The sequence below is a fragment of the Pantoea agglomerans genome, from assembly GCF_021397715.1.
In the GTDB taxonomy this organism is placed as follows: domain Bacteria; phylum Pseudomonadota; class Gammaproteobacteria; order Enterobacterales; family Enterobacteriaceae; genus Pantoea; species Pantoea astica.
This window is the reverse complement of sequence record NZ_CP090207.1, coordinates 1,295,977-1,314,459: the sequence shown is the minus strand read 5'-3', so window position 1 is coordinate 1,314,459 and position 18,483 is coordinate 1,295,977. Positions and strand designations below refer to the sequence as shown.

The window sequence follows — 18,483 nt, the reverse complement described above, 5'->3', positions numbered from 1 at the left end:
ACTCCCGGTCGCATCACCGGGGTAAAAAACTCGACGTGCTTTTCAGGTAATCGAAAAACCACCTGATTATATAACTGAACTCGGGAATGAGTTGAGACTGTTGCCAGTCCGGACTTTTTGAAAAGCCGGTGAAAGTATCGAGGAAGAACAGCAAAGCGGCTACTATCAGCACACCACGCAACGCCCCGAAACAGACGCCCAACACCCGGTCGGTTCCCGACAGGCCGGTTTTTTCCACCAGCGAGCCGATCACGTAATTCACAATCGCACCGACAATCAGGGTGGCGACAAACAACACCCCAATGGCGATACCGTTACGAACCAGTTCGTCGTCAAACCCTGTAAACCAGACTGCAAGGTAGGCGTAGTAATGACTGGCGACAAAAAACGCGCATCCCCAGGTAACAAGAGATAAGGCTTCCCGGACAAACCCACGGATCAGGCTGACCAGAGCCGAAAAACCAACTACCGCAATAATGACGTAATCAATCCAGATCATGAACTCTTCCAGCGCCAGTGCCATTGCACCCCTGCATCCAGTTCGGGGCGCATTCTAACAGAAAAAGAAAACGTTTGCGTAGCGGTTTTCCTGTTCTGCATCCATAAAAAAGGCGATGAAAAAAACCTTCGTCGCCTGGTTGATTCCCTGACGGTCAGCCCGTTGAAAATCATCATTTTTTTACCCGTTTCGCCACGTTAGCCGCCTGTGCTATGGCGCTAAAGGCGCTGCCTGTTACTGTTATCGGCAGCGCCAATCGCCAGGGTTAGCGCGCGCTGTATGGCTTCACCACACCGCCCAGTCCGGAGATACCTTTCAGCTCGCCGACTGCACTCTGCATTTTAGCTTTTGAGGCGTCCGGTCCGACGTAAATGCGGGTGATCTGTCCCTGTACCGGCGTTGACGGCACGGTAAAGGCGCGATAACCCGACAGCCGGAGCTGCGCGACAATCTCATTCACTTTGCTGGCATTTTTCAGTGCGCCCAGCTGAACCACATAGGCCTGACCCGCAGGCGCGACGGGTTCCGCGGCTTTCGGCTGCTCAGTCTGCTTCGGCTGCTCTACCGGTTTGGGTTGCTCAACCGGTTTCGGTTTTGGCTGTTCGACCGGTTTTGGCTTCGGCTGCTCAACCGGCTTCGGTTTTGGCTGTTCGACCGGTTTGGGTTTCACCTGCACTGGCGTTGACTGATGGACCGGCGGTGGCGTGACCACGGCGGGCTCGCTCTCTTCTGCCGGTCTGGTCCGTCCCTGATCAGCCGGTGCGCTGGTTTTGCCATTGCTGCTGCTGACCGCATTACCGGCACCTTCCGGCGGCTGCGCGGGCAGCGTCTGGGTCACCGGCGGCACCATCTCGCTGTCCTGCTGATCGTCCGGTTTCGGTACCAGCGGAATGGCAGCGAACTCCTCTTTATAGTGCTTCTTCTGCCCGTCCAGCAGCCCCGGCAATACAATCACGCCGACGGCGACCAGAATAACGGTGCCGACTAAACGGTTCTGAAACTTACTTGCCACGCCCTTTCTCCGTTTCAATCGATTCCATGACCTGTGCCACGGTGTGGAACGAACCACACACCAGCACAATGTCCTGCGGCTGCGCCTGCTGGCGCGCCTGCTGCCAGGCCTGTTCTACCGTGCTGAATGCCTCACCCTGCGGCAGCCATTCCAGCAGCTGCGCCGCGGTGGCCCCGCGAGGCCCGTCGAGCGGCGCGCAGTACCAGCGATCCACCGCCGGTGACAGCGCCGCCAGCGTGCCGGCAATATCTTTGTCATGCAGCATACCCACCACCGCATGAACCTTGCCGGTTTTTGGCAGCGTCGCCAGGCGTGACGCCAGATAGGTCGCCGCGTGCGGATTATGCGCCACGTCCAGAATCACCCGTGGCGATTCACTCAGGGTCTGAAAGCGACCCGGCAGCATGGCTAACGGCAGGCTGGCGCGGATCTGCGCTTCACTGACCTGCAGCCCGGACGCGCGCAGCGCCACCAGCGCCGTCGCTGCATTCGGCAGCGGTACCTGCGGCAGCGGCAGATCGTTCAGCTCGCCGTGCGCGTCACGCAGCGACCAGCTTTCCGGCTGCTCACGGTAAGACCAGTCACGGTTGCGTTGCAGCAGCGCCGCGCCCTTTTCACTGGCCACCGCCGCAATACTGCGCGGCATATCAGGTTCACCCACTACCGCCGGTTTACCGGCCCGGAAAACGCCCGCTTTCTCACGACCAATACTTTCCCGATCCGGGCCAAGCCAGTCGATATGATCGAGCGCGATGCTGGTGACCACCGCGACATCCGCATCCACAATATTGGTGGCATCGAGCCGTCCGCCGAGACCCACTTCCAGGATCACCACGTCCAGCTGCGCCTGTTGAAACAGCTTCAGCGCTGACAGGGTGCCAAATTCGAAATAGGTCAGAGAGATGTCACCGCGTCCGGCTTCGATGTCGGCGAAACTGGCGCAGTGCTGTGCTTCGCTCAGCTCCTGGCCCTGAACCCGTACCCGTTCGGTATAGCGCACCAGATGCGGCGAACTGTAGACACCAACGCGATAGCCAGCCGCCATCAGCAGCGTTTCCAGCGTGCGACAGGTGGTGCCTTTGCCGTTGGTACCGGCGACGGTGAAGACGAAGGGAGCCGGTTTCAGCAGGTCGAGACGTTGCGCCACCTGGCGAATACGATCCAGGCCCAGTTCGATGGCCTGAGTATGCAGGTGCTCAAGATAATAAAGCCACGTGGCCAAAGGCGACGTGGCTTGAGGGAGGTGAAGATTGTCCATATGTCCCGTTTTGCTTATTTATACCCGGCAGACGGAGGCTGAGGTATACGGTGCATTGGTAAAAGGCGCGACGGGCGCGCCTCTCTATCTCCTGTCAGGCCTCGTTGCTCTCCGGTTGAGTCGTCGCCGGGGCAGACTCTTCACCATCGTGCAGCGGTGCTGGCAGGTTCATCATTTTCGCCAGCAGGCTTGCCAGTTTGTACCGCATTTCCGGACGGCGAATGATCATATCAATCGCGCCCTTTTCAATCAGGAACTCACTGCGCTGGAAGCCCGGCGGCAGTTTTTCACGCACGGTCTGTTCGATTACGCGAGGACCGGCAAAGCCGATCAGCGCTTTCGGTTCCGCCACGTTGAGATCGCCCAGCATGGCGAAACTGGCTGACACGCCGCCCATGGTCGGGTCGGTCAGTACCGAAATATAAGGCAGACCGCGCTCCTGCATTTTAGCCAGCGCGGCGCTGGTTTTCGCCATCTGCATCAGCGACATTAGCGCTTCCTGCATACGCGCCCCGCCACTGGCGGAGAAACAGATCAGCGGGCAATTATCTTCCAGTGCCTGCTCAACCGCACGCACAAAGCGAGCGCCCACTACTGAACCCATTGAACCGCCCATAAAGGCAAATTCAAAGGCGGCCGCCACAACCGGCATACTATGCAGCTGGCCCTTCATCACGATCAGCGCATCTTTCTCGTCAGTCGCTTTTTGCGCAGCAATCAGACGATCTTTGTACTTTTTCGAGTCGCGGAACTTCAGCAGATCTTTGGGTTCCAGTTCACTGCCGAGCTCAACCAGGGTGCCCTGATCGAGGAAGCTGCCGAGGCGCTCACGGGCGTGCATACGCATGTGATGGTCACACTTCGGACAGACTTCAAGATTACGCTCCAGCTCGGCACGGTAGAGAACCTGGCCACAGCTGTCGCACTTGGTCCAGACCCCTTCCGGGATACTGGCGCGGCGCGCAGGCGTAACGTTGCTTTTATTAAGAATGCGTTCAATCCAGCTCATTGATGACCTTTCTGTTTAAAACTGACCTGGTCCAGTCGTCTTGATACTGCTGAAAACCGCTTCAGCAGACGGTAAATGTCGCTCATTAAACCACAACCCGTTCAGACTGTGGATAAAAATCTGGTCTTACCCCTGAGCGAAGCTGCCGTTCAGGGCTGCTTCTGCTGCTTTGCCTGGCGGCGATGACGCCAGACTTCAATCACGCCCGGCAATACCGAGACCAGAATAATGCCGACGATCAGCAGCTTCAGGTTTTCCTGTACCACCGGCAGATCGCCAAACAGGTAACCGGCATAGGAGAACAGCAGGACCCAGGCCAGCGCGCCGGTGACGTTGAACAGCGCAAAGTGACGATAGGACATGTGGCCCATACCGGCAACAAACGGCGCAAAGGTACGAACAATCGGCACAAAGCGCGCCAGAATAATGGTTTTACCGCCGTGACGGGCATAAAACGCATGGGTTTTATCCAGATAGCTGCGACGGAAAATTTTTGAGTTCGGGTTGCTGAACAACCGCTCGCCGAACAGACGGCCGATAGTATAGTTGACCGCATCACCCAGGATCGCCGCCACCACTAACAGCGCCACCATCAGATGCACATTGAGATCGTTGCCAGGCAGCGCCGCCAGTGCGCCCGCGACAAACAACAGCGAATCACCGGGCAGGAAGGGCGTCACCACTAAACCGGTTTCGCAGAACAAAATCAGGAACAAAATAGCGTAAATCCAGATACCGTACTGCGCAACCAGTTCGGCAAGATGCACATCAATGTGCAAAATAAAATCAACCAGAAAATGGATAAACTCCATAACGCGCCCTTTTAAGCCCTAAAGTGAATTAATCCGCGAGGAACAACGGTCCCATCGACGGCTGTGGTAACGCAAAGTGGGATGGGTAATCCACCGCCACCAGGTACAACCCTTCTGCCCGGGCTGTGGCTGCGGCTAATGTCCGATCCTTCGCCGCCAGCAGCGTTGCCATCCATGACTCCGGCTGATTGCCGCAGCCTATCTCCATCAGGCTACCAACGATATTGCGCACCATGTGATGCACAAAGGCGTTGGCTTTAATATCAACAATCACGTACGGCCCCTGACGCGTCACATTCAGGTGAATCACGTTGCGCCACGGGGTACGCGACTGACACTGCACGGCGCGAAACGAGGTGAAATCATTCTCCCCCAACAGGCACTGCCCGGCGCGATGCATCTTTTCAGCATCCAGCGGATGATAAAAATGGGTCACGCCCTGCGCCAGTACCGCCGGACGCAGCCGCTGATTGTAGATCAGATAGCGATAGCGTCGGGCGGTGGCGCTGAAACGGGCATGAAATTCATCCGGCACCGCTTTCACCCAGCGTACCGCGATATCTGCCGGCAGATTGGCGTTCACGCCGAGTGTCCAGGCCCCATCCGCCCGCTGCGAAGTGGTTTCAAAATGCACCACCTGTCCGGTGCCGTGGACGCCCGCATCGGTGCGTCCGGCACAAAACACGCTGACCGGATGATCGGCCACTTTTGACAGCGCGTGCTCCAGCTTCTCCTGCACGCTGCGCACTTCCTGCTGACGCTGCCAGCCGTAATAGCGGCTGCCGTCATACTCGATGCCGAGCGCCAGTTTTTGCGTCTGACCGTCGGACATGGTTACAGGTACTCCTGAACCAGTTTCTCAGCCGTTTTCACCGCCATCAACGCGCCGCCAAAGCGGATATTGTCGGCCACTGACCAGAACTGCAGCAGCTCCGGGATGCCGTAATCGTTTCGCACGCCGCCGATGCTCAGCGCGCCGTTGCCGGAGGCATCGGTGACCGGTGTCGGGACTGAATCCTCTTCGCTCAGCGAGATGTCTGACACCAGCGCCAGTTCCGCACGCGCTTCTTCAGCCGCGAGCGGACGCAGGTTTTCAATGTGCACAATCTGCGCATTGCCGTAAAAAACCGGGGCCTGCACGCTGCTGACCGCAATCGGTAAACCTTCATCCTGCAGGACTTTACGCACCTGATCGACCAGGCGACGCTCGCTTTCTACGCTGCCTTCCGCATCAGCCTGCTGTGGCATCAGGTTAAACGCCAGCTGGCGACCAAAGTGGTGTTCATCCGCCGGGATGCCGTTCAGCAGCCGGGCACTCTCACCGGCCAGCGCATCCACCGCCACTTTGCCGTAGCTGGAGACGGAGATCAGATTGGTGACCTGTAACCGGCCTAAGCCAGCCGCATCCATCAGCGGTTTGATGGCGGTCAGCAACTGGCTAACCAGGTTATCCGCCACGCTGATGATGTTACGGTTGCGGTAGTCGGCCAGCACCTGCGGATTCACATCGGGCACCACCAGCGGCACGTCAGGTTCCAGTGCAAACAGCTCGCTGCTGTCGATCACTAAGCAACCGGCGTTCGCCGCGTCATCAGCAAAACGGGCCGAGGCATCGCGACCGGCTACGAAAAAGGCCAGCTGCGCCTGCGACCAGTCAAATTCCGCCGCGTTTTCGACCCGCACCGAGCGGCCTTCAAAACGTTTAATCTCACCGGCGCTGTTTTCGCTGGCCAGCAGATACAATTCACCAACCGGGAACTGGCGTTCCGCCAGCAATTCCAGTACAGCGTTCCCTACTGCGCCTGTCGCGCCCAGTAGCGCAATATTCCAGCCGTCAGACATGTTGGTTTACTCCAGACAATGACATAAAAACAGAAGGCGGTGATCTCACCGCCCAGGGATTCGGATTTTTCCCTGCCCGCAGGCCGTCGTGCCAGGGCACGAACTATCGGGAAGAGAGCGTTGCGTTAAAACCCAGATGGGTCAGCATCTCAGCGGTTGCGGCGTCATCGCAGCAGACCTGCAGCGAGGACCATTCGCGGCGCTCCTGATACTGCTTACGCAGGCGATCAAATTCGCCAGGCTGAGCCGCCACTTTTCGCAGGGGCGCATCATCGCGGCGCACATCATACACCAGATGCACCAGCCGTTTCAGCGTTGCCTGATCCAGCGGGCCATTCAGAGTGATGTCGCTGAATTCCGGCACCGGCAGCAGGCTGCTGAGCGGCACCTGCTGGGGCTGACCAATGAAGTCACACCAGGCTTCAAATACCTGGGTGGTGCCGCGCGCTTTGCCTTCGAGGGTATAGCCTGCAATGTGCGCCGTAGCGATATCCACCTTATCGAGCAGCGCCAGCGACAGATCCGGCTCCGGCTCCCAGACGTCCAGCACCACGCTGAGGTCGGTACGCATCTTCAGCACTTCCAGCAGCGCGGCGTTATCAACCACCGGGCCGCGACAGGCGTTGATCAGAATGGTGTTGGGCTTCAGCGCCATCAGTAACGCCGCATCCGCCAGATGCCAGCTTTTGTACGGCCCCGATTTGAACAGCGGCGTATGGAAGGTCAGAATATCCGCCTGCTCAACCAGCGTCTCCAGCGAGTGAAATTCGCCTTCGTCGCCGCGGTCGGCACGCGGCGGATCGCACAGCAGGGTTTTAACGCCCCACGCCGCCAGCCGTTTTTGCAGCCGTCCGCCGACGTTGCCGACACCGACGATGCCGACGGTGCGGTCACGCAGCTGGAAACCGTCACGTTCCGCCAGCAGCAGCAACGAGGAGAAGACATACTCCACCACCGCGATGGCGTTGCAGCCCGGCGCGGCTGAAAAGGCAATGCCCGCCTGCTGCAGCCAGTTTTCGTCGACGTGGTCGGTGCCGGCGGTGGCAGTGCCGACAAACTTCACCGGCTTACCGGCCAGCAGCGCTTCATTCACCTGGGTCACCGACCGCACCATCAGACCCTCGGCATCGGCCAGCTCCGCCGCCGGCAATGGACGACCCGGTACCGCCACTACTGTTCCGGTACGGCTGAACAACTCACGGGCATACGGCATATTTTCATCGACGAGAATCTTCACCACGGCTTTCCTGTCTGTTGCAATAAAGGCCATTATTCTGGCACAAAGCGACGCGTTAGCCTAACCGCGCGCGGTAACGATCCGGCGTGGTGCCGGCCTGCTGCTGGAACATCACAATCAGCGCCGATGCGGAGCTGTAGCCGAGATCATGGGCGATGCTCTGCACGCTGGCGCCCTGCTCCAGCAGCACAATGGCGCGCAGAAAACGCAGCCGCTGTCGCCATTCGCCAAAGGTCATATGCAGCTGCTGCTGACAGCGCCGCGCCAGCGTCCGCTCGGTGGTAAAAACCCGCGCGGCCCAGCCTGCCAGCGTGGTGTTATCGCCCGGATTAGCCTCCAGCGCGTGCAGCACCGGCGCCAGGAATTTATCGGTTGAGGTCGGCAGATAGCTCTCCTGCACCTGCGCCAGCGGCAGGCGATCGCGCAGCACCTCACACAACCGCCACTGCGCTTCGGTGACCGGCTGCTCAATCTGCTGGCCGGCAAACTCATCCATGATGGCGTGAACAATTGGATCGACCATTAACAGACAGGCGCGCTGCGGCAGGCCGCTGCATAACGTGGCGGCGAGATTAAAGGTGCGGAACTGCGCCTGACGATGGTTATAGCTGCTGTGCCGGTGACCCGGCGGGATCCACACCGGGATATCGGCCGGCGTCAGCAACCGCTCGCCCTCCACCCGCATCTCCAGCACATGACTTTTTACGAAGATCAGCTGACCCCAGTCATGAGTATGCGGCAGATATTCGGTATGAGCGTTGGCCTGTTCGAAACGCATGAAGTAGTGCAGCTGCGGTGCGTCCAGCGGCGGCTGGTAGGTAATCTGTAAGGTCATTATGTCCGGAGAGCGATTAATTTTGTCTGATATTAACTATCTGGATAAATCCGGACAAGCGTACACTGCGCCTCATCTTAGCCTGTGGAGAGTGAGCATGTTTTTCCTGTATCCGCTGTTCGCGGTGTTGATCTGGTCGATCAACTCGATTGTCAGCAAGCTGTCGGCAACGGCAATCGATCCGGCAGCGATCTCCTTTTATCGCTGGCTGCTGGCGCTGCTGGTGCTGACGCCGTTTGTGTTGCCCGGTATCTGGCGGACGCGTCAGGCGATCCGGCCGCATCTCTGGCGGCTGCTGATCCTTGGCCTGCTGGGCATGGTGCTCTATCAGAGCCTCGCCTACTATGCGGCCCAGAGCGTCAGCGCGCTGTTTATGGGGATTATTGGCGCATTGATCCCGCTGCTCACGGTGCTGCTTAGCGTGGTGATCCTGCGGATCGCTCCGACGCTCGGCATCCTGCTCGGCAGCATTATCTCGTTCATTGGCCTGGTGTGGCTGGTGAGTGAAGGTAATGTGATGCAGTTGCTGCATCAGGGCCTGGGCAAAGGCGAATTGCTGATGCTGGCCGCCTCCGCCGCCTATGCGCTGTATGGCGTGCTGACCCGGCGCTGGGCGCTGCCGCTGCCGATCTGGCACAGCCTCTATGTGCAGATTTTATTCGGTGTCGTACTGCTGTTGCCTGGCTTTCTGCTGGCACCTGAGGTGGCGCTGAACCGGCACAATCTGCCGCTGGTCGCCTTTGCCGGTCTGTTTGCCTCAATCATCGCGCCGTTTTTGTGGATCCACGGCGTACAGCGTCTGGGAGCCAGCACCACCAGTATCTTTATGAATCTGATCCCGGTGTTTACCGCGCTGATCGCGGTGATGTTTCTGCATGAGCAGTTGCACAGCTATCACTGGATTGGCGGCGGTCTGACGCTGTTCGGGGTGATGCTGGCCCAGTGGCTGCGCACCCCGCTGACCCGGCCTAAGCCCGTCAGCCTGCGTCGGTTGTAAACCGCACCGTCACGCGCAGCCCGCCCAGTTGCGGGCTGCGATCCAGCTGCATACTGGCACCATGCCAGGCACAGATATCCTGTACCAGCGCCAGCCCGATTCCGGCACCGGGCTGCATTCCGACATTATCCAGCCGCTGAAAGGGCTGAAGCGCTTTCAACTGCTCTGCTCCGTCAATGCCCGGTCCGCTGTCCTCAATCTCCAGTTTTCCCGCTACCACCCGCGCGGTAACGATACCCTGATGCGGAGTATATTTAATCGCGTTGTCCAGCAGGTTGGCGCACAGCTCGCCGAGCAGCACACCATCCCCGATCACCTGACTGCTCTCCTCGCCCTCATAGCCGAGATCGATTTGCCGGGTGCGCGCCGCCGTGTAGCGACTGAGGCAGGCTTCACGCACGATGACCGCCAGATCGACCCGCATCATCGGCTTATCTTCACCGTGACGCGCCTTGATACGCGCCAGCTGCAGCAGCCGATCGGTGAGTAAGATGGTCTCATCCAGCGTATGACGCATACCCAGCAGACTCTCCTGCCACTGCTCGGGCCGTTCACTGCTGAGCGCTACGCTCACCTGGGTTTTGAGGATGGTGAGCGGCGTGCGCAACTGATGGGCGGCATCTGCGCTGAAGCGATCCTGACGTGCCAGCAGGCCGCGCAGACGCTCCAGATAGCGGTTAAAGGCGATGATCAGCGGTTGCAGTTCTGACCACGGCAGCGAGGGCAACGGGGTTAATTCTCCGCCGTCGCGCTGCAAGACAATCCGTGACAGCCGCCGCAGCGGGCGTAACACCCGGCGCAGCATCAGGCTGGCCAGCAGCAGCGTCATCAGCACCAGCCCGCTCTGGCTGATCAGCGCGGTACGCATCAGCCCGCGGGCAAACTCCTGCCGGGAGTTGACGGTTTCCGCCACCAGCACCAGCGCCATGCCGTCAACGCCCGCCTCGCTCACCGGCTGCCACAGCGCCGCGACCCGAATACGGTGCTGGTGATAGCGTCCATCATAAAAGTGCACCAGCGCCGGATAAGCGGTCGACATTTTACTGGCGGGCGGGATCGGCGGCAGATCGTCATAACCGGACAGCGTCTTTCCCTGCGGGGAGATCACCTGATAAAACAGCTGATCATTCATGTTACGTTCGAAACTGTCGAGCACCACCCAGGGGACATCCACCTCCAGATGATGCTGGCGCACCACCAGCCGTTCTGCCACGGTGCGCGCCGAGGCCAGTAGCGAGCGATCGTAAGCCTGATTGGCGGCCGCCAGCCCGCTCTGATAATGGGTGTAAACTGACAGCGCCCACAGCAGCAGCAGCGGCAGACCCAGCCAGGCGAGCAGTTCGCCGCGTAGCGAATGGATCAGCCGCACGGCAGCGTTTCCAGGCTGTAGCCGAGTCCGCGTAGCGTCACGATGGCGACATCGCTGCCCGCCAGTTTTTTCCGCACCCGATGGACATAGAGCTCAATGCTCTCCGGGCTGGCCTCATCCGCCAGGCTAAAAGTCTGTTCATACAGATGCTGACGGGAAACCGGCCGGCCGTGGCGCTGCATCAGCGTCGTCAGAATGCTCGATTCACGCGGCGTCAGCGCCAGCGGCCGGTCACACAGCAGGAAATAGCCTTCGCCATCCAGCACCAGCTGGCCCAGCGACTGCGTTTGCGCGGCCTGGCTCTGGCTGCGCCGCAGCAGCGCACGCAGTCGCGCTTCCAGTTCATCCAGTTCGAAAGGCTTGGTCAGGTAGTCATCCGCCCCGAGGTTCAGGCCGCGCACCCTATCGTCCAGCGCACTGCGCGCCGTCAGCAGCAAAACGGGCACGCTCTGTCCGCGCCGCCGCAACCGCGTCAGCACTTCCAGCCCATCGATGCGCGGCAGCGAGACATCCAGCACCACCAGCGCATAGGCTTCACATTGCAGGGCGTGATCGGCGGCAACGCCATCAGCTACCCAGTCAACGGCAAAGCCTTTTTGCGTCAGCGCTTTCTGCAGCCAGCGCGCCAGGTCAGCCGTATCTTCCACCAGTAAGAGACGCATATCACATCCTGTCATTAAATCCGGGCAGTGAAAGGTAAATGAAAGGTAATTGTTTTAACAATTCGGTAACGCCAATAGTTCGGCAGCAATCACACTCTGGAAGAATGAATGGAGCCTCCGATGAAAAAAATAATCCATACCGCCCTGACCACCGCCTTGCTGGCGCTGATGGTGCCTGCTGCAATCGCCGCCGAGGGTCCAGGCCGCACTGAATGTATTGCACCGGCCAAACCGGGTGGCGGTTTTGACCTCACCTGTAAGCTGTTGCAGGTTTCGCTACAGGAAACCAAACAGATTGAGACGCCGATGCGCGTCACCTACATGCCCGGCGGCGTCGGCGCGGTTGCCTACAACGCGATTATTGCCCAGCGCCCGGCTGAAGCTGGCACGGTAGTCGCCTTCTCGGGCGGCTCGCTGCTGAACCTGTCGCAGGGCAAATTTGGCCGCTACTCGGTGGACGATGTGAAGTGGCTGGCAGCAGTAGGAACCGACTACGGCATGGTGGCGGTGCGTGACGATGCGCCGTGGAAAACCCTGGGTGAACTGATGGCGGCAATGAAAGAGGACCCGACCAAAGTAGTCGTTGGTGCCGGCGCGTCTATCGGCAGCCAGGACTGGATGAAAACCGCCCTGCTGGCGCGCGAAGCGGGTATCGATCCACGCAAGATGCGCTATGTCGCCTTTGAAGGCGGCGGTGAGCCGGTGACTGCACTGCTCGGCAATCATATTCAGGTGGTCTCCGGCGACATGAGTGAAATGGTGCCACATCTGCAGAGCGGCAAAATGCGGGTGCTGGCAGTGATGTCCGAGCAGCGTCTGCCGGGCCAGCTGGCGCAGGTGCCTACCGCCAAAGAGCAAGGTTTCAACATCGTCTGGCCGGTCATCCGCGGTTACTACCTCGGCCCGAAAGTCAGCGACGCCGATTACCAGTGGTGGGAGCAGGCGTTCAAAAAAATGGTGGATACCCCGGAATTCAAAAAGCAGCGTGATATGCGCGGCCTGTTCGAATTCAATATGTTTGGCCAGGAGCTCGACAGCTACGTGAAAAAGCAGGTGTCGGATTACCGTGAGCAGGCGAAATCATTTGGCCTGGCCAAATAACAGGAGCATGCGATGAGCGATCGTATTTTTGCAGGCCTGTGGCTGGCGCTGTGCCTCGGCGGCATGGTGGTAGCCTGGCAAATCCAGAGCGAATACAGCTATGAACCGGTGGGGCCACGGCCCTTCCCGATGGCGATCCTCGGCCTGATGGCGATCTGTGCCCTGCTGATGCTGTTTCGCAAACCCGACACCATTCACTGGCCGCCCGCCAGTACGCTGAAACGGCTGGTGGCGCTGGCGCTGATGATGATGCTCTATGGCTGGCTGTTTGAAACGCTGGGCTTTGCTGTCTGTACCACGCTGCTGACTTTCGGCATCGGTCTGCTGTTTGGCGCGCGCTGGTGGGCAGCGGCGCTGGCCGGGATAGTGATGGGCAGTGCGCTGTTTTATGCCTTTGATCGCCTGCTGGAAGTGACCCTTCCGGTCGGCAGCTGGCTGAGTTAAGGAGAGCATCATGGATACCTGGTCCTTTTTAATGCAGGGCTTTGCCGTCGCCATGACGCCAGAGAACCTGCTGATCGCCCTGATTGGCTGCTTTATCGGTACCATTGTCGGCCTGCTGCCGGGTCTTGGCCCGATTAACGGCGTGGCGATTCTGATGCCGCTGGCTTTTGCGCTGCACTTACCGGCGGAATCGGCGTTGATTCTGCTGGCCACGGTCTATATCGGTTGTGAATATGGCGGACGTATCTCGTCTATTCTGCTTAACGTACCGGGGGATGCCGGTGCGATCATGACCGCGCTGGATGGCTATCCGATGGCGCAACAGGGCAAGGCGGGCGTTGCCCTGTCGATTTCGGCGGTCAGCTCCTTTATCGGTTCCACCATCGCCATTATCGGCATTATTCTGTTCGCTCCGCTGCTGGCAAGCTGGTCGCTGGCGTTTGGTCCGGCGGAATATTTTGCCCTGATGGTATTCGCCATCGCCTGTCTTGGCAGCATGATGAGCCATAACCCGCTGAAATCGTTCCTCGCCGCGCTGATTGGGCTGGGAATGGCCACGGTGGGCGTCGATGCCAATACCGGCGTCTACCGCTTTACCTTTGACAGCGTTCATCTCTCCGACGGTATTCAGTTTGTGGTGGTGGTGATTGGCCTGTTCTCGGTCAGCGAAATTCTGCTGATGCTGGAGTCGACCAGCGGCGGACAGAAAGCGGTACGGGCCAGCGGACGCATGATGTTCAATATGAAAGAAGCGGCAATGGTCACCGGCGCCACGCTGCGTTCCTCTTTCATCGGTTTCTTCGTCGGGGTGCTGCCGGGTGCCGGTGCAACCATTGCCAGCGCCATCGCCTATATGACCGAGAAGAAGATCAGCGGCAGCGATCAGTTTGGTAAAGGCGATATTCGCGGTGTGGCCGCGCCGGAAGCAGCAAACAACGCCTCCGCCTGTGGCTCATTTATCCCGATGCTGACGCTGGGGATCCCCGGCTCGGGCACGACCGCGGTGATGGTCGGCGCGTTAACGCTGTATAACATCACGCCGGGACCGGCGATGTTTGTTGAACAGCCTGATATCGTCTGGGGTCTCATTGCCGCGCTGTTAATCGGCAACGTGATGCTGCTGGTCATGAACATCCCGATGATCAACGTTTTCGCCCGTATGCTGACCATTCCGCTGTGGTTCCTGGTGCCGGCCATCGCCGCCATCTCAGCGGTTGGCGTTTACGCGGTACACAGCACCACCTTCGATCTGCTGCTGATGGTCGGGCTGGGGATCTTCGGTTATATCCTGCGTAAGATGGATTTTCCGATGTCGCCGTTAATTCTGGGCTTTGTGCTGGGTGAAATGCTGGAGCAGAACCTGCGTCGTGCGCTGTCGATCAGCAACGGAAATATGGTCATCCTGTGGGAAAGCCTGATTTGCAAAGTGCTGCTGGTGCTGGCGATTGCCGTGCTGGTTGTGCCGCCAATCTGGAAACGCTGGCGTCGTCATCGTCTGAAGCTGGCAGAAGAGTAAATCTCCCGCCGAAACGCGTGCGCCCCCGTGGGATTTCCCGGGGGCTTTTGCTATCATGGCGCATTCATTTTCCGGCGCACCCCACGCTGTTCTGTTTTCCCCAAGGAATCCGCCATGCAACCTCTCAGCGGCCCCGGTGTGCCGGTCGGCGATCGTTCATCTGTCAATCCGCAAACCGGCGCGACGCGTCCCGGTTCGGTGGCGGGTGAGCAGCCACTCTCCCCTGCCCAGCGCACCACGTTAGAACGTCTGATCGTGCGTATTCTTTCGCTCAGTAATCTGAAAGCGCCTGAGCTGTGGGCTGGCGTGCGTCATGAAGTGGGCGTTAAGAGTGAAGCAGAGCTGCAGTCGCGCCATTTTCCGGCGGCAGAGCAGTACCTGAATGCCCGCCTGACCCAGGCGCAGACCGGTCATGCAACCCGTCAGCTGATGACGCAGCTCACCGATCTGTTGCCGAAAGGCAATAATCGCCAGGCAGTCAGCGATTTCATTCGTCAGCAATTTGGTCAGACGGTACTGAGCGCGCTCAGCCAGGATCAGCTGCGTCAGGTCCTGACCATGCTGCAGAACGGTCAGATGGCGATTCCACAGCCGCAGCAGACCCGCGTCAGCGATCGCAGCCTGTTACCCGCCGAGCATCAGACCCTGAATCAGCAGGTGGTGCGCCTCGCCGCCGCCACTGGCGAATCGACCGGTAAACTCTGGACCGCAGCGCTGAAGCTGGTGAACCTGACCAGCGGCGATCCGATCCCGTCACGTCATTTCCCGCTGCTGACGCAGTATCTGCAGGTGCGCCAGACCCTGAGTCAGCACAGCGCGCCGACGCTGCAACTGCTGGAAGCGTCGCTGAAGCAGCCGCTCGATCAGCATGAGCAGCGCCTGCTGGAGGATTACAGCCAGCAGCGTTTCCAGGCGACACCGCAAACGGTACTGACCGTGACTCAGACCCAGGATCTGCTGAACTTCCTGTTCAGCCGTCGCGCCGAAAAGATCCACGAACAGCCGCTGGCCGCCAGCGAGATCAAGCCGCAGCCAATCTGGTCGCCGTTTGTTACCTCACTGCCGCAGCCGCTGCAGCCGCTGGCAAAACGCCCGATGCTGGGGATAGCCGTGGTACTGCTGGTGCTGTTTATCTTCTGGCTGGTACTGTGAGTTAACAGCCGCAGGCGGCGTCGGGCGCGGCCACTGGCCACTCGCCCGGCGCATCTCCCCAGCTCAGCGGATGGCCGTCGCGCTTCCAGAAATCCAGCCCGCCAATCAGTTCTTTTACCTGAAAGCCCAGCGCAGCCAGTTTCCACGCCGCTTTAGTCGAACCATTACAGCCAATCCCGTCACAGTAGGTAACATAGACTTTGCTGCGATCAAGCTGCGCGGTGCTGACCGCATCCATTTCACGATGGGGAAAACTGATCGCCCCGCAGATATGACCCGTGCGGTAGACCGCGGTGGCGCGCGCATCAATCACCACTATCTCAGGCTGGCGCTGCGCCAGATCTTCCGCCAGATCCCAGGCATCGGTGTAATAAGCGAGTTTTACCTGTAAATAATCGAGGCTCTGCTGCGGCGTGGCGGCGGGAATACGTAATACCGATGACATTATGATTCTCCTGTTGTGGTGTGCCCGCAGTTTACGGCAAAGTGGACTGCTCTCTGAGACCGATTTTGCTTACCGGATAAGACCCTTATGCGCTCACCGCTGTTGCAACTTTTTCAGCATCAGGCCACCGGCGGCCTGCGCGAACGGCTGTGTACCACCCTGCGGCTGGCGATTAGCCGTCATCATCTGCACGCTGGCCAGCAGTTGCCCTCAACCCGCCAGCTGGCCCGCGATCTCAACCTGTCGCGCGTTACGGTAGAGGCGGCTTACGGTCAGCTGGAGAGTGAAGGCTATCTGCGGCGTGAAACCGGGCGCGGCAGCTTCGTGGCGATTACTATGCCCGCGCCGTCAGCGCCGTCTGCGATTCATCAGCCGGCTCATTTTTCGGCTCGCGGTCAGCAGGTGCTGGCAACCGGTGGCTGCCAGGACCCGCCGTTTCCGCACGCGTTTGCTGCCGGCTCACCGGAGTTACGCGCTTTTCCTCATGAGACCTGGCGACGCCTGAGCAGTAACGTGCAGCGTTCACTGGGCAGCGCCGCGATGGGATATGGCGATCCCTGTGGCTATCTGCCGTTACGCAGCGCTATCGCAGATTACCTGGCGCTCTCCCGAGGCCTGACATGCCAGCCGGAACAGGTGATCATTCTGACCAGTTCACAACAGGCGCTGCAGTTACTTGCCATGATGTTGGTCGATCCTGGTGATGAGGTGTGGATGGAGGAGCCGGGCTATCCCGGTGCGCGCAATGCCTTTCTGGCTGCAGGCGCCCAGCTGCGCGGGATTGCGGTCGATGCCGAAGGAGCCCTACCCACCAGCGGCAGTGCAAAGCTCATGTATCTGACGCCATCGCATCATTATCCTACCGGCATCACGCTGAGCCTTCCGCGACGTCTGGCATGGCTGGACTGGGCACAGCGCAACCAGAGCTGGCTGATCGAAGACGATTACGACAGCGAATTTCACTACGACGAACGTCCGATTCCTGCGCTGCAGGGACTGGATCGCCATCAGCGGGTGATCACGCTGGGCACCTTCTCCAAATCACTGTTTCCCTCGCTGCGGCTGGCGTGGATGGTGGTACCGCCGGCGCTGGTGGCACCGCTGGGCCAGGCACGCAGCGTGCTGGATGGTCACAGCGCCCTGCTGCCACAGGCCGTTACTGCGGCTTTTCTGCAACAGGGCCATTTCGCCAGCCATTTGCGGCTGATGCGCCAGCTTTATCGCAGCCGGCGTGAGCAGTTGATCGAGCAGATTAACCAGCGGCTGACGCCGTGGATCACCCCGATCGACAGCGGCGGCGGATTACAGCTAACGGTGAAGTTAGCGCAGAATGAGGCACAGTTAACCGCCCGGGCCGCGCAGATCGGCCTGTTGCTGCCGCGTCTTAGCCCGCTTTATGCCGGACCGGCGCGTCAGCAAGGCTGGATACTGGGCTATGCGGCGCTGACGCCGGATGAGATCGTGGCGGGATGCGCGAAGCTGGCGAGGTTATTCAGGGATAATTAAGCGCGCATTTCACCGGAGTGACGCGCGCCGTTTTGGTCAGTCTGAATGGAATATAGCGAAGAACCAACCTGCGGCTCTATTCAGGTCTGTGCCTCGTTTATTTTTTTACGCTATTCGTTCCGCCTCCCATTCTTCTCCTGCGAAATGAGATGCTGTATTATCCCGTTTTAATTCAACGGAGATGAATATCTTGAAGCCCTGTTTTATTCCGGCAATTTTACTTTGCGCAGCAACATTATCCGCCTGCACCGCTTTTGATACGTTTGATAAGTATGCCAATGGCCGTTTTTATGAAATGTATACCGTTGGCAATCTTTCCGCCTGCAACTACAAACCCAAATTCACCGACTGCGCGGAAAAGATGGATTTCGACATTAAGATATCGGATGACAATAATAAAATTGCACTGTCAAAACATATCAATCACAACGACGACGTAAGTTACCTCGGTTTCACCCGCGATAACTATGCGGCACAAACCAAACCTATACGTGACTTTTTAGCGTGGGCAAACAACAACGCCTCTGATAATAAACATATCGTGATGAAACGCCCGGCAGGCAATATTGTTGGCTATTTATTTGAAAACAACGAGGTGGATTACCACTTTGATTTTTTGCATACGCGAGCTGAAGTACCGATGCTGGTGATCAATGTTTCGAAAAGCACGCGCTATTACGGCTTTACCGCCCAGGAAGCGGCAAAAATGCTGGAAACCCTGGATGCATGGTATGACAAGCGTTTCATCGGCAAGCAGATTACCTGAAGCCGGTTGCCTGCGAGCCTC

General features: G+C 59.0%; 19 protein-coding genes. 7 read left to right on the top strand and 12 right to left on the bottom strand.

The window, feature by feature from the left end; genetic code table 11:
• Positions 1-13: 13 nt before the first annotated feature.
• The 9 genes from cvpA to LZU96_RS06315 form a co-directional block, all read right to left on the bottom strand.
• Positions 14-499, bottom strand: coding sequence for a colicin V production protein (cvpA, locus tag LZU96_RS06355; RefSeq protein WP_031376251.1), 486 nt, complete (start codon positions 497-499; stop codon positions 14-16).
• Between the two features lie 265 nt (positions 500-764).
• Complete coding sequence (gene dedD, locus LZU96_RS06350) at positions 765-1,511, bottom strand: cell division protein DedD (RefSeq protein WP_233987522.1); 747 nt, start codon at positions 1,509-1,511, stop codon at positions 765-767.
• A complete protein-coding gene (folC, locus tag LZU96_RS06345; protein WP_233987521.1) occupies positions 1,501-2,769 on the bottom strand; it encodes a bifunctional tetrahydrofolate synthase/dihydrofolate synthase in 1,269 nt (422 codons plus the stop codon). The genes dedD and folC overlap by 11 nt, the downstream gene beginning before the upstream one ends.
• A 94-nt stretch (positions 2,770-2,863) precedes the next feature.
• Positions 2,864-3,778, bottom strand: a complete 915-nt coding sequence (gene accD, locus LZU96_RS06340) for an acetyl-CoA carboxylase, carboxyltransferase subunit beta (RefSeq protein ID WP_233987520.1) — start codon at positions 3,776-3,778, stop codon at positions 2,864-2,866.
• 149 nt (positions 3,779-3,927) lie between these two features.
• Positions 3,928-4,590, bottom strand: a complete 663-nt coding sequence (locus LZU96_RS06335; RefSeq protein ID WP_233987519.1) for a DedA family protein — start codon at positions 4,588-4,590, stop codon at positions 3,928-3,930.
• Positions 4,591-4,618: 28 nt separating this feature from the next.
• The gene (truA, locus tag LZU96_RS06330) at positions 4,619-5,422 is read right to left on the bottom strand and encodes a tRNA pseudouridine(38-40) synthase TruA (RefSeq protein ID WP_233987518.1); all 804 of its coding nucleotides are present in this window, start codon (positions 5,420-5,422) and stop codon (positions 4,619-4,621) included.
• Positions 5,423-5,424: 2 nt separating this feature from the next.
• On the bottom strand, positions 5,425-6,432 hold the full coding sequence (locus tag LZU96_RS06325) for an aspartate-semialdehyde dehydrogenase (RefSeq protein ID WP_233987517.1): 1,008 nt from the start codon (positions 6,430-6,432) through the stop codon (positions 5,425-5,427).
• Between the two features lie 103 nt (positions 6,433-6,535).
• Positions 6,536-7,669, bottom strand: coding sequence for a 4-phosphoerythronate dehydrogenase PdxB (pdxB, locus tag LZU96_RS06320; protein ID WP_233987516.1), 1,134 nt, complete (start codon positions 7,667-7,669; stop codon positions 6,536-6,538).
• A 55-nt stretch (positions 7,670-7,724) separates the two neighbouring features.
• A complete protein-coding gene (locus LZU96_RS06315) occupies positions 7,725-8,504 on the bottom strand; it encodes an AraC family transcriptional regulator (RefSeq protein ID WP_233987515.1) in 780 nt (259 codons plus the stop codon).
• Between the two features lie 97 nt (positions 8,505-8,601).
• On the opposite strand from LZU96_RS06315, the gene LZU96_RS06310 reads away from it, so the two are divergent.
• The gene (locus tag LZU96_RS06310) at positions 8,602-9,501 is read left to right on the top strand and encodes a DMT family transporter (RefSeq protein ID WP_233987514.1); all 900 of its coding nucleotides are present in this window, start codon (positions 8,602-8,604) and stop codon (positions 9,499-9,501) included.
• Here LZU96_RS06310 and LZU96_RS06305 read toward each other — a convergent pair.
• Together LZU96_RS06305 and tctD are read right to left on the bottom strand one after the other, a co-directional pair.
• Complete coding sequence (locus tag LZU96_RS06305; protein ID WP_233987513.1) at positions 9,482-10,870, bottom strand: sensor histidine kinase; 1,389 nt, start codon at positions 10,868-10,870, stop codon at positions 9,482-9,484. The genes LZU96_RS06310 and LZU96_RS06305 overlap by 20 nt on opposite strands.
• The gene (tctD, locus tag LZU96_RS06300; protein ID WP_233987512.1) at positions 10,861-11,532 is read right to left on the bottom strand and encodes a transcriptional regulator TctD; all 672 of its coding nucleotides are present in this window, start codon (positions 11,530-11,532) and stop codon (positions 10,861-10,863) included. Before tctD ends, LZU96_RS06305 begins: the two co-directional genes overlap by 10 nt.
• Positions 11,533-11,652: 120 nt before the next feature.
• Between tctD and LZU96_RS06295 the strand changes: the two genes are divergently transcribed.
• The 4 genes from LZU96_RS06295 to flk all read left to right on the top strand — a co-directional run bounded on the left by LZU96_RS06295 (position 11,653) and on the right by flk (position 15,745).
• A complete protein-coding gene (locus tag LZU96_RS06295) occupies positions 11,653-12,633 on the top strand; it encodes a Bug family tripartite tricarboxylate transporter substrate binding protein (protein WP_233987511.1) in 981 nt (326 codons plus the stop codon).
• A gap of 12 nt (positions 12,634-12,645) precedes the next feature.
• The gene (locus LZU96_RS06290) at positions 12,646-13,077 is read left to right on the top strand and encodes a tripartite tricarboxylate transporter TctB family protein (RefSeq protein ID WP_233987510.1); all 432 of its coding nucleotides are present in this window, start codon (positions 12,646-12,648) and stop codon (positions 13,075-13,077) included.
• Between the two features lie 10 nt (positions 13,078-13,087).
• A complete protein-coding gene (locus LZU96_RS06285; RefSeq protein WP_233987509.1) occupies positions 13,088-14,593 on the top strand; it encodes a tripartite tricarboxylate transporter permease in 1,506 nt (501 codons plus the stop codon).
• A 114-nt stretch (positions 14,594-14,707) separates the two neighbouring features.
• Entirely contained in the window at positions 14,708-15,745 is a 1,038-nt protein-coding gene (flk, locus tag LZU96_RS06280) for a flagella biosynthesis regulator Flk (RefSeq protein ID WP_233987508.1), read from the top strand.
• Position 15,746: 1 nt separating this feature from the next.
• On the opposite strand, the gene LZU96_RS06275 is transcribed toward flk, so the two are convergent.
• Entirely contained in the window at positions 15,747-16,190 is a 444-nt protein-coding gene (locus LZU96_RS06275) for a rhodanese-like domain-containing protein (RefSeq protein ID WP_233987507.1), read from the bottom strand.
• 87 nt (positions 16,191-16,277) lie between these two features.
• Here LZU96_RS06275 and LZU96_RS06270 point away from each other — a divergent pair, with 87 nt between their 5' ends.
• Complete coding sequence (locus LZU96_RS06270; RefSeq protein ID WP_233987506.1) at positions 16,278-17,696, top strand: PLP-dependent aminotransferase family protein; 1,419 nt, start codon at positions 16,278-16,280, stop codon at positions 17,694-17,696.
• A gap of 181 nt (positions 17,697-17,877) precedes the next feature.
• Positions 17,878-18,462: a hypothetical protein gene (locus tag LZU96_RS06265; RefSeq protein WP_233987505.1), complete on the top strand. Its 585-nt coding sequence runs from the start codon at positions 17,878-17,880 to the stop codon at positions 18,460-18,462.
• The last annotated feature ends 21 nt before the right edge of the window (positions 18,463-18,483 follow it).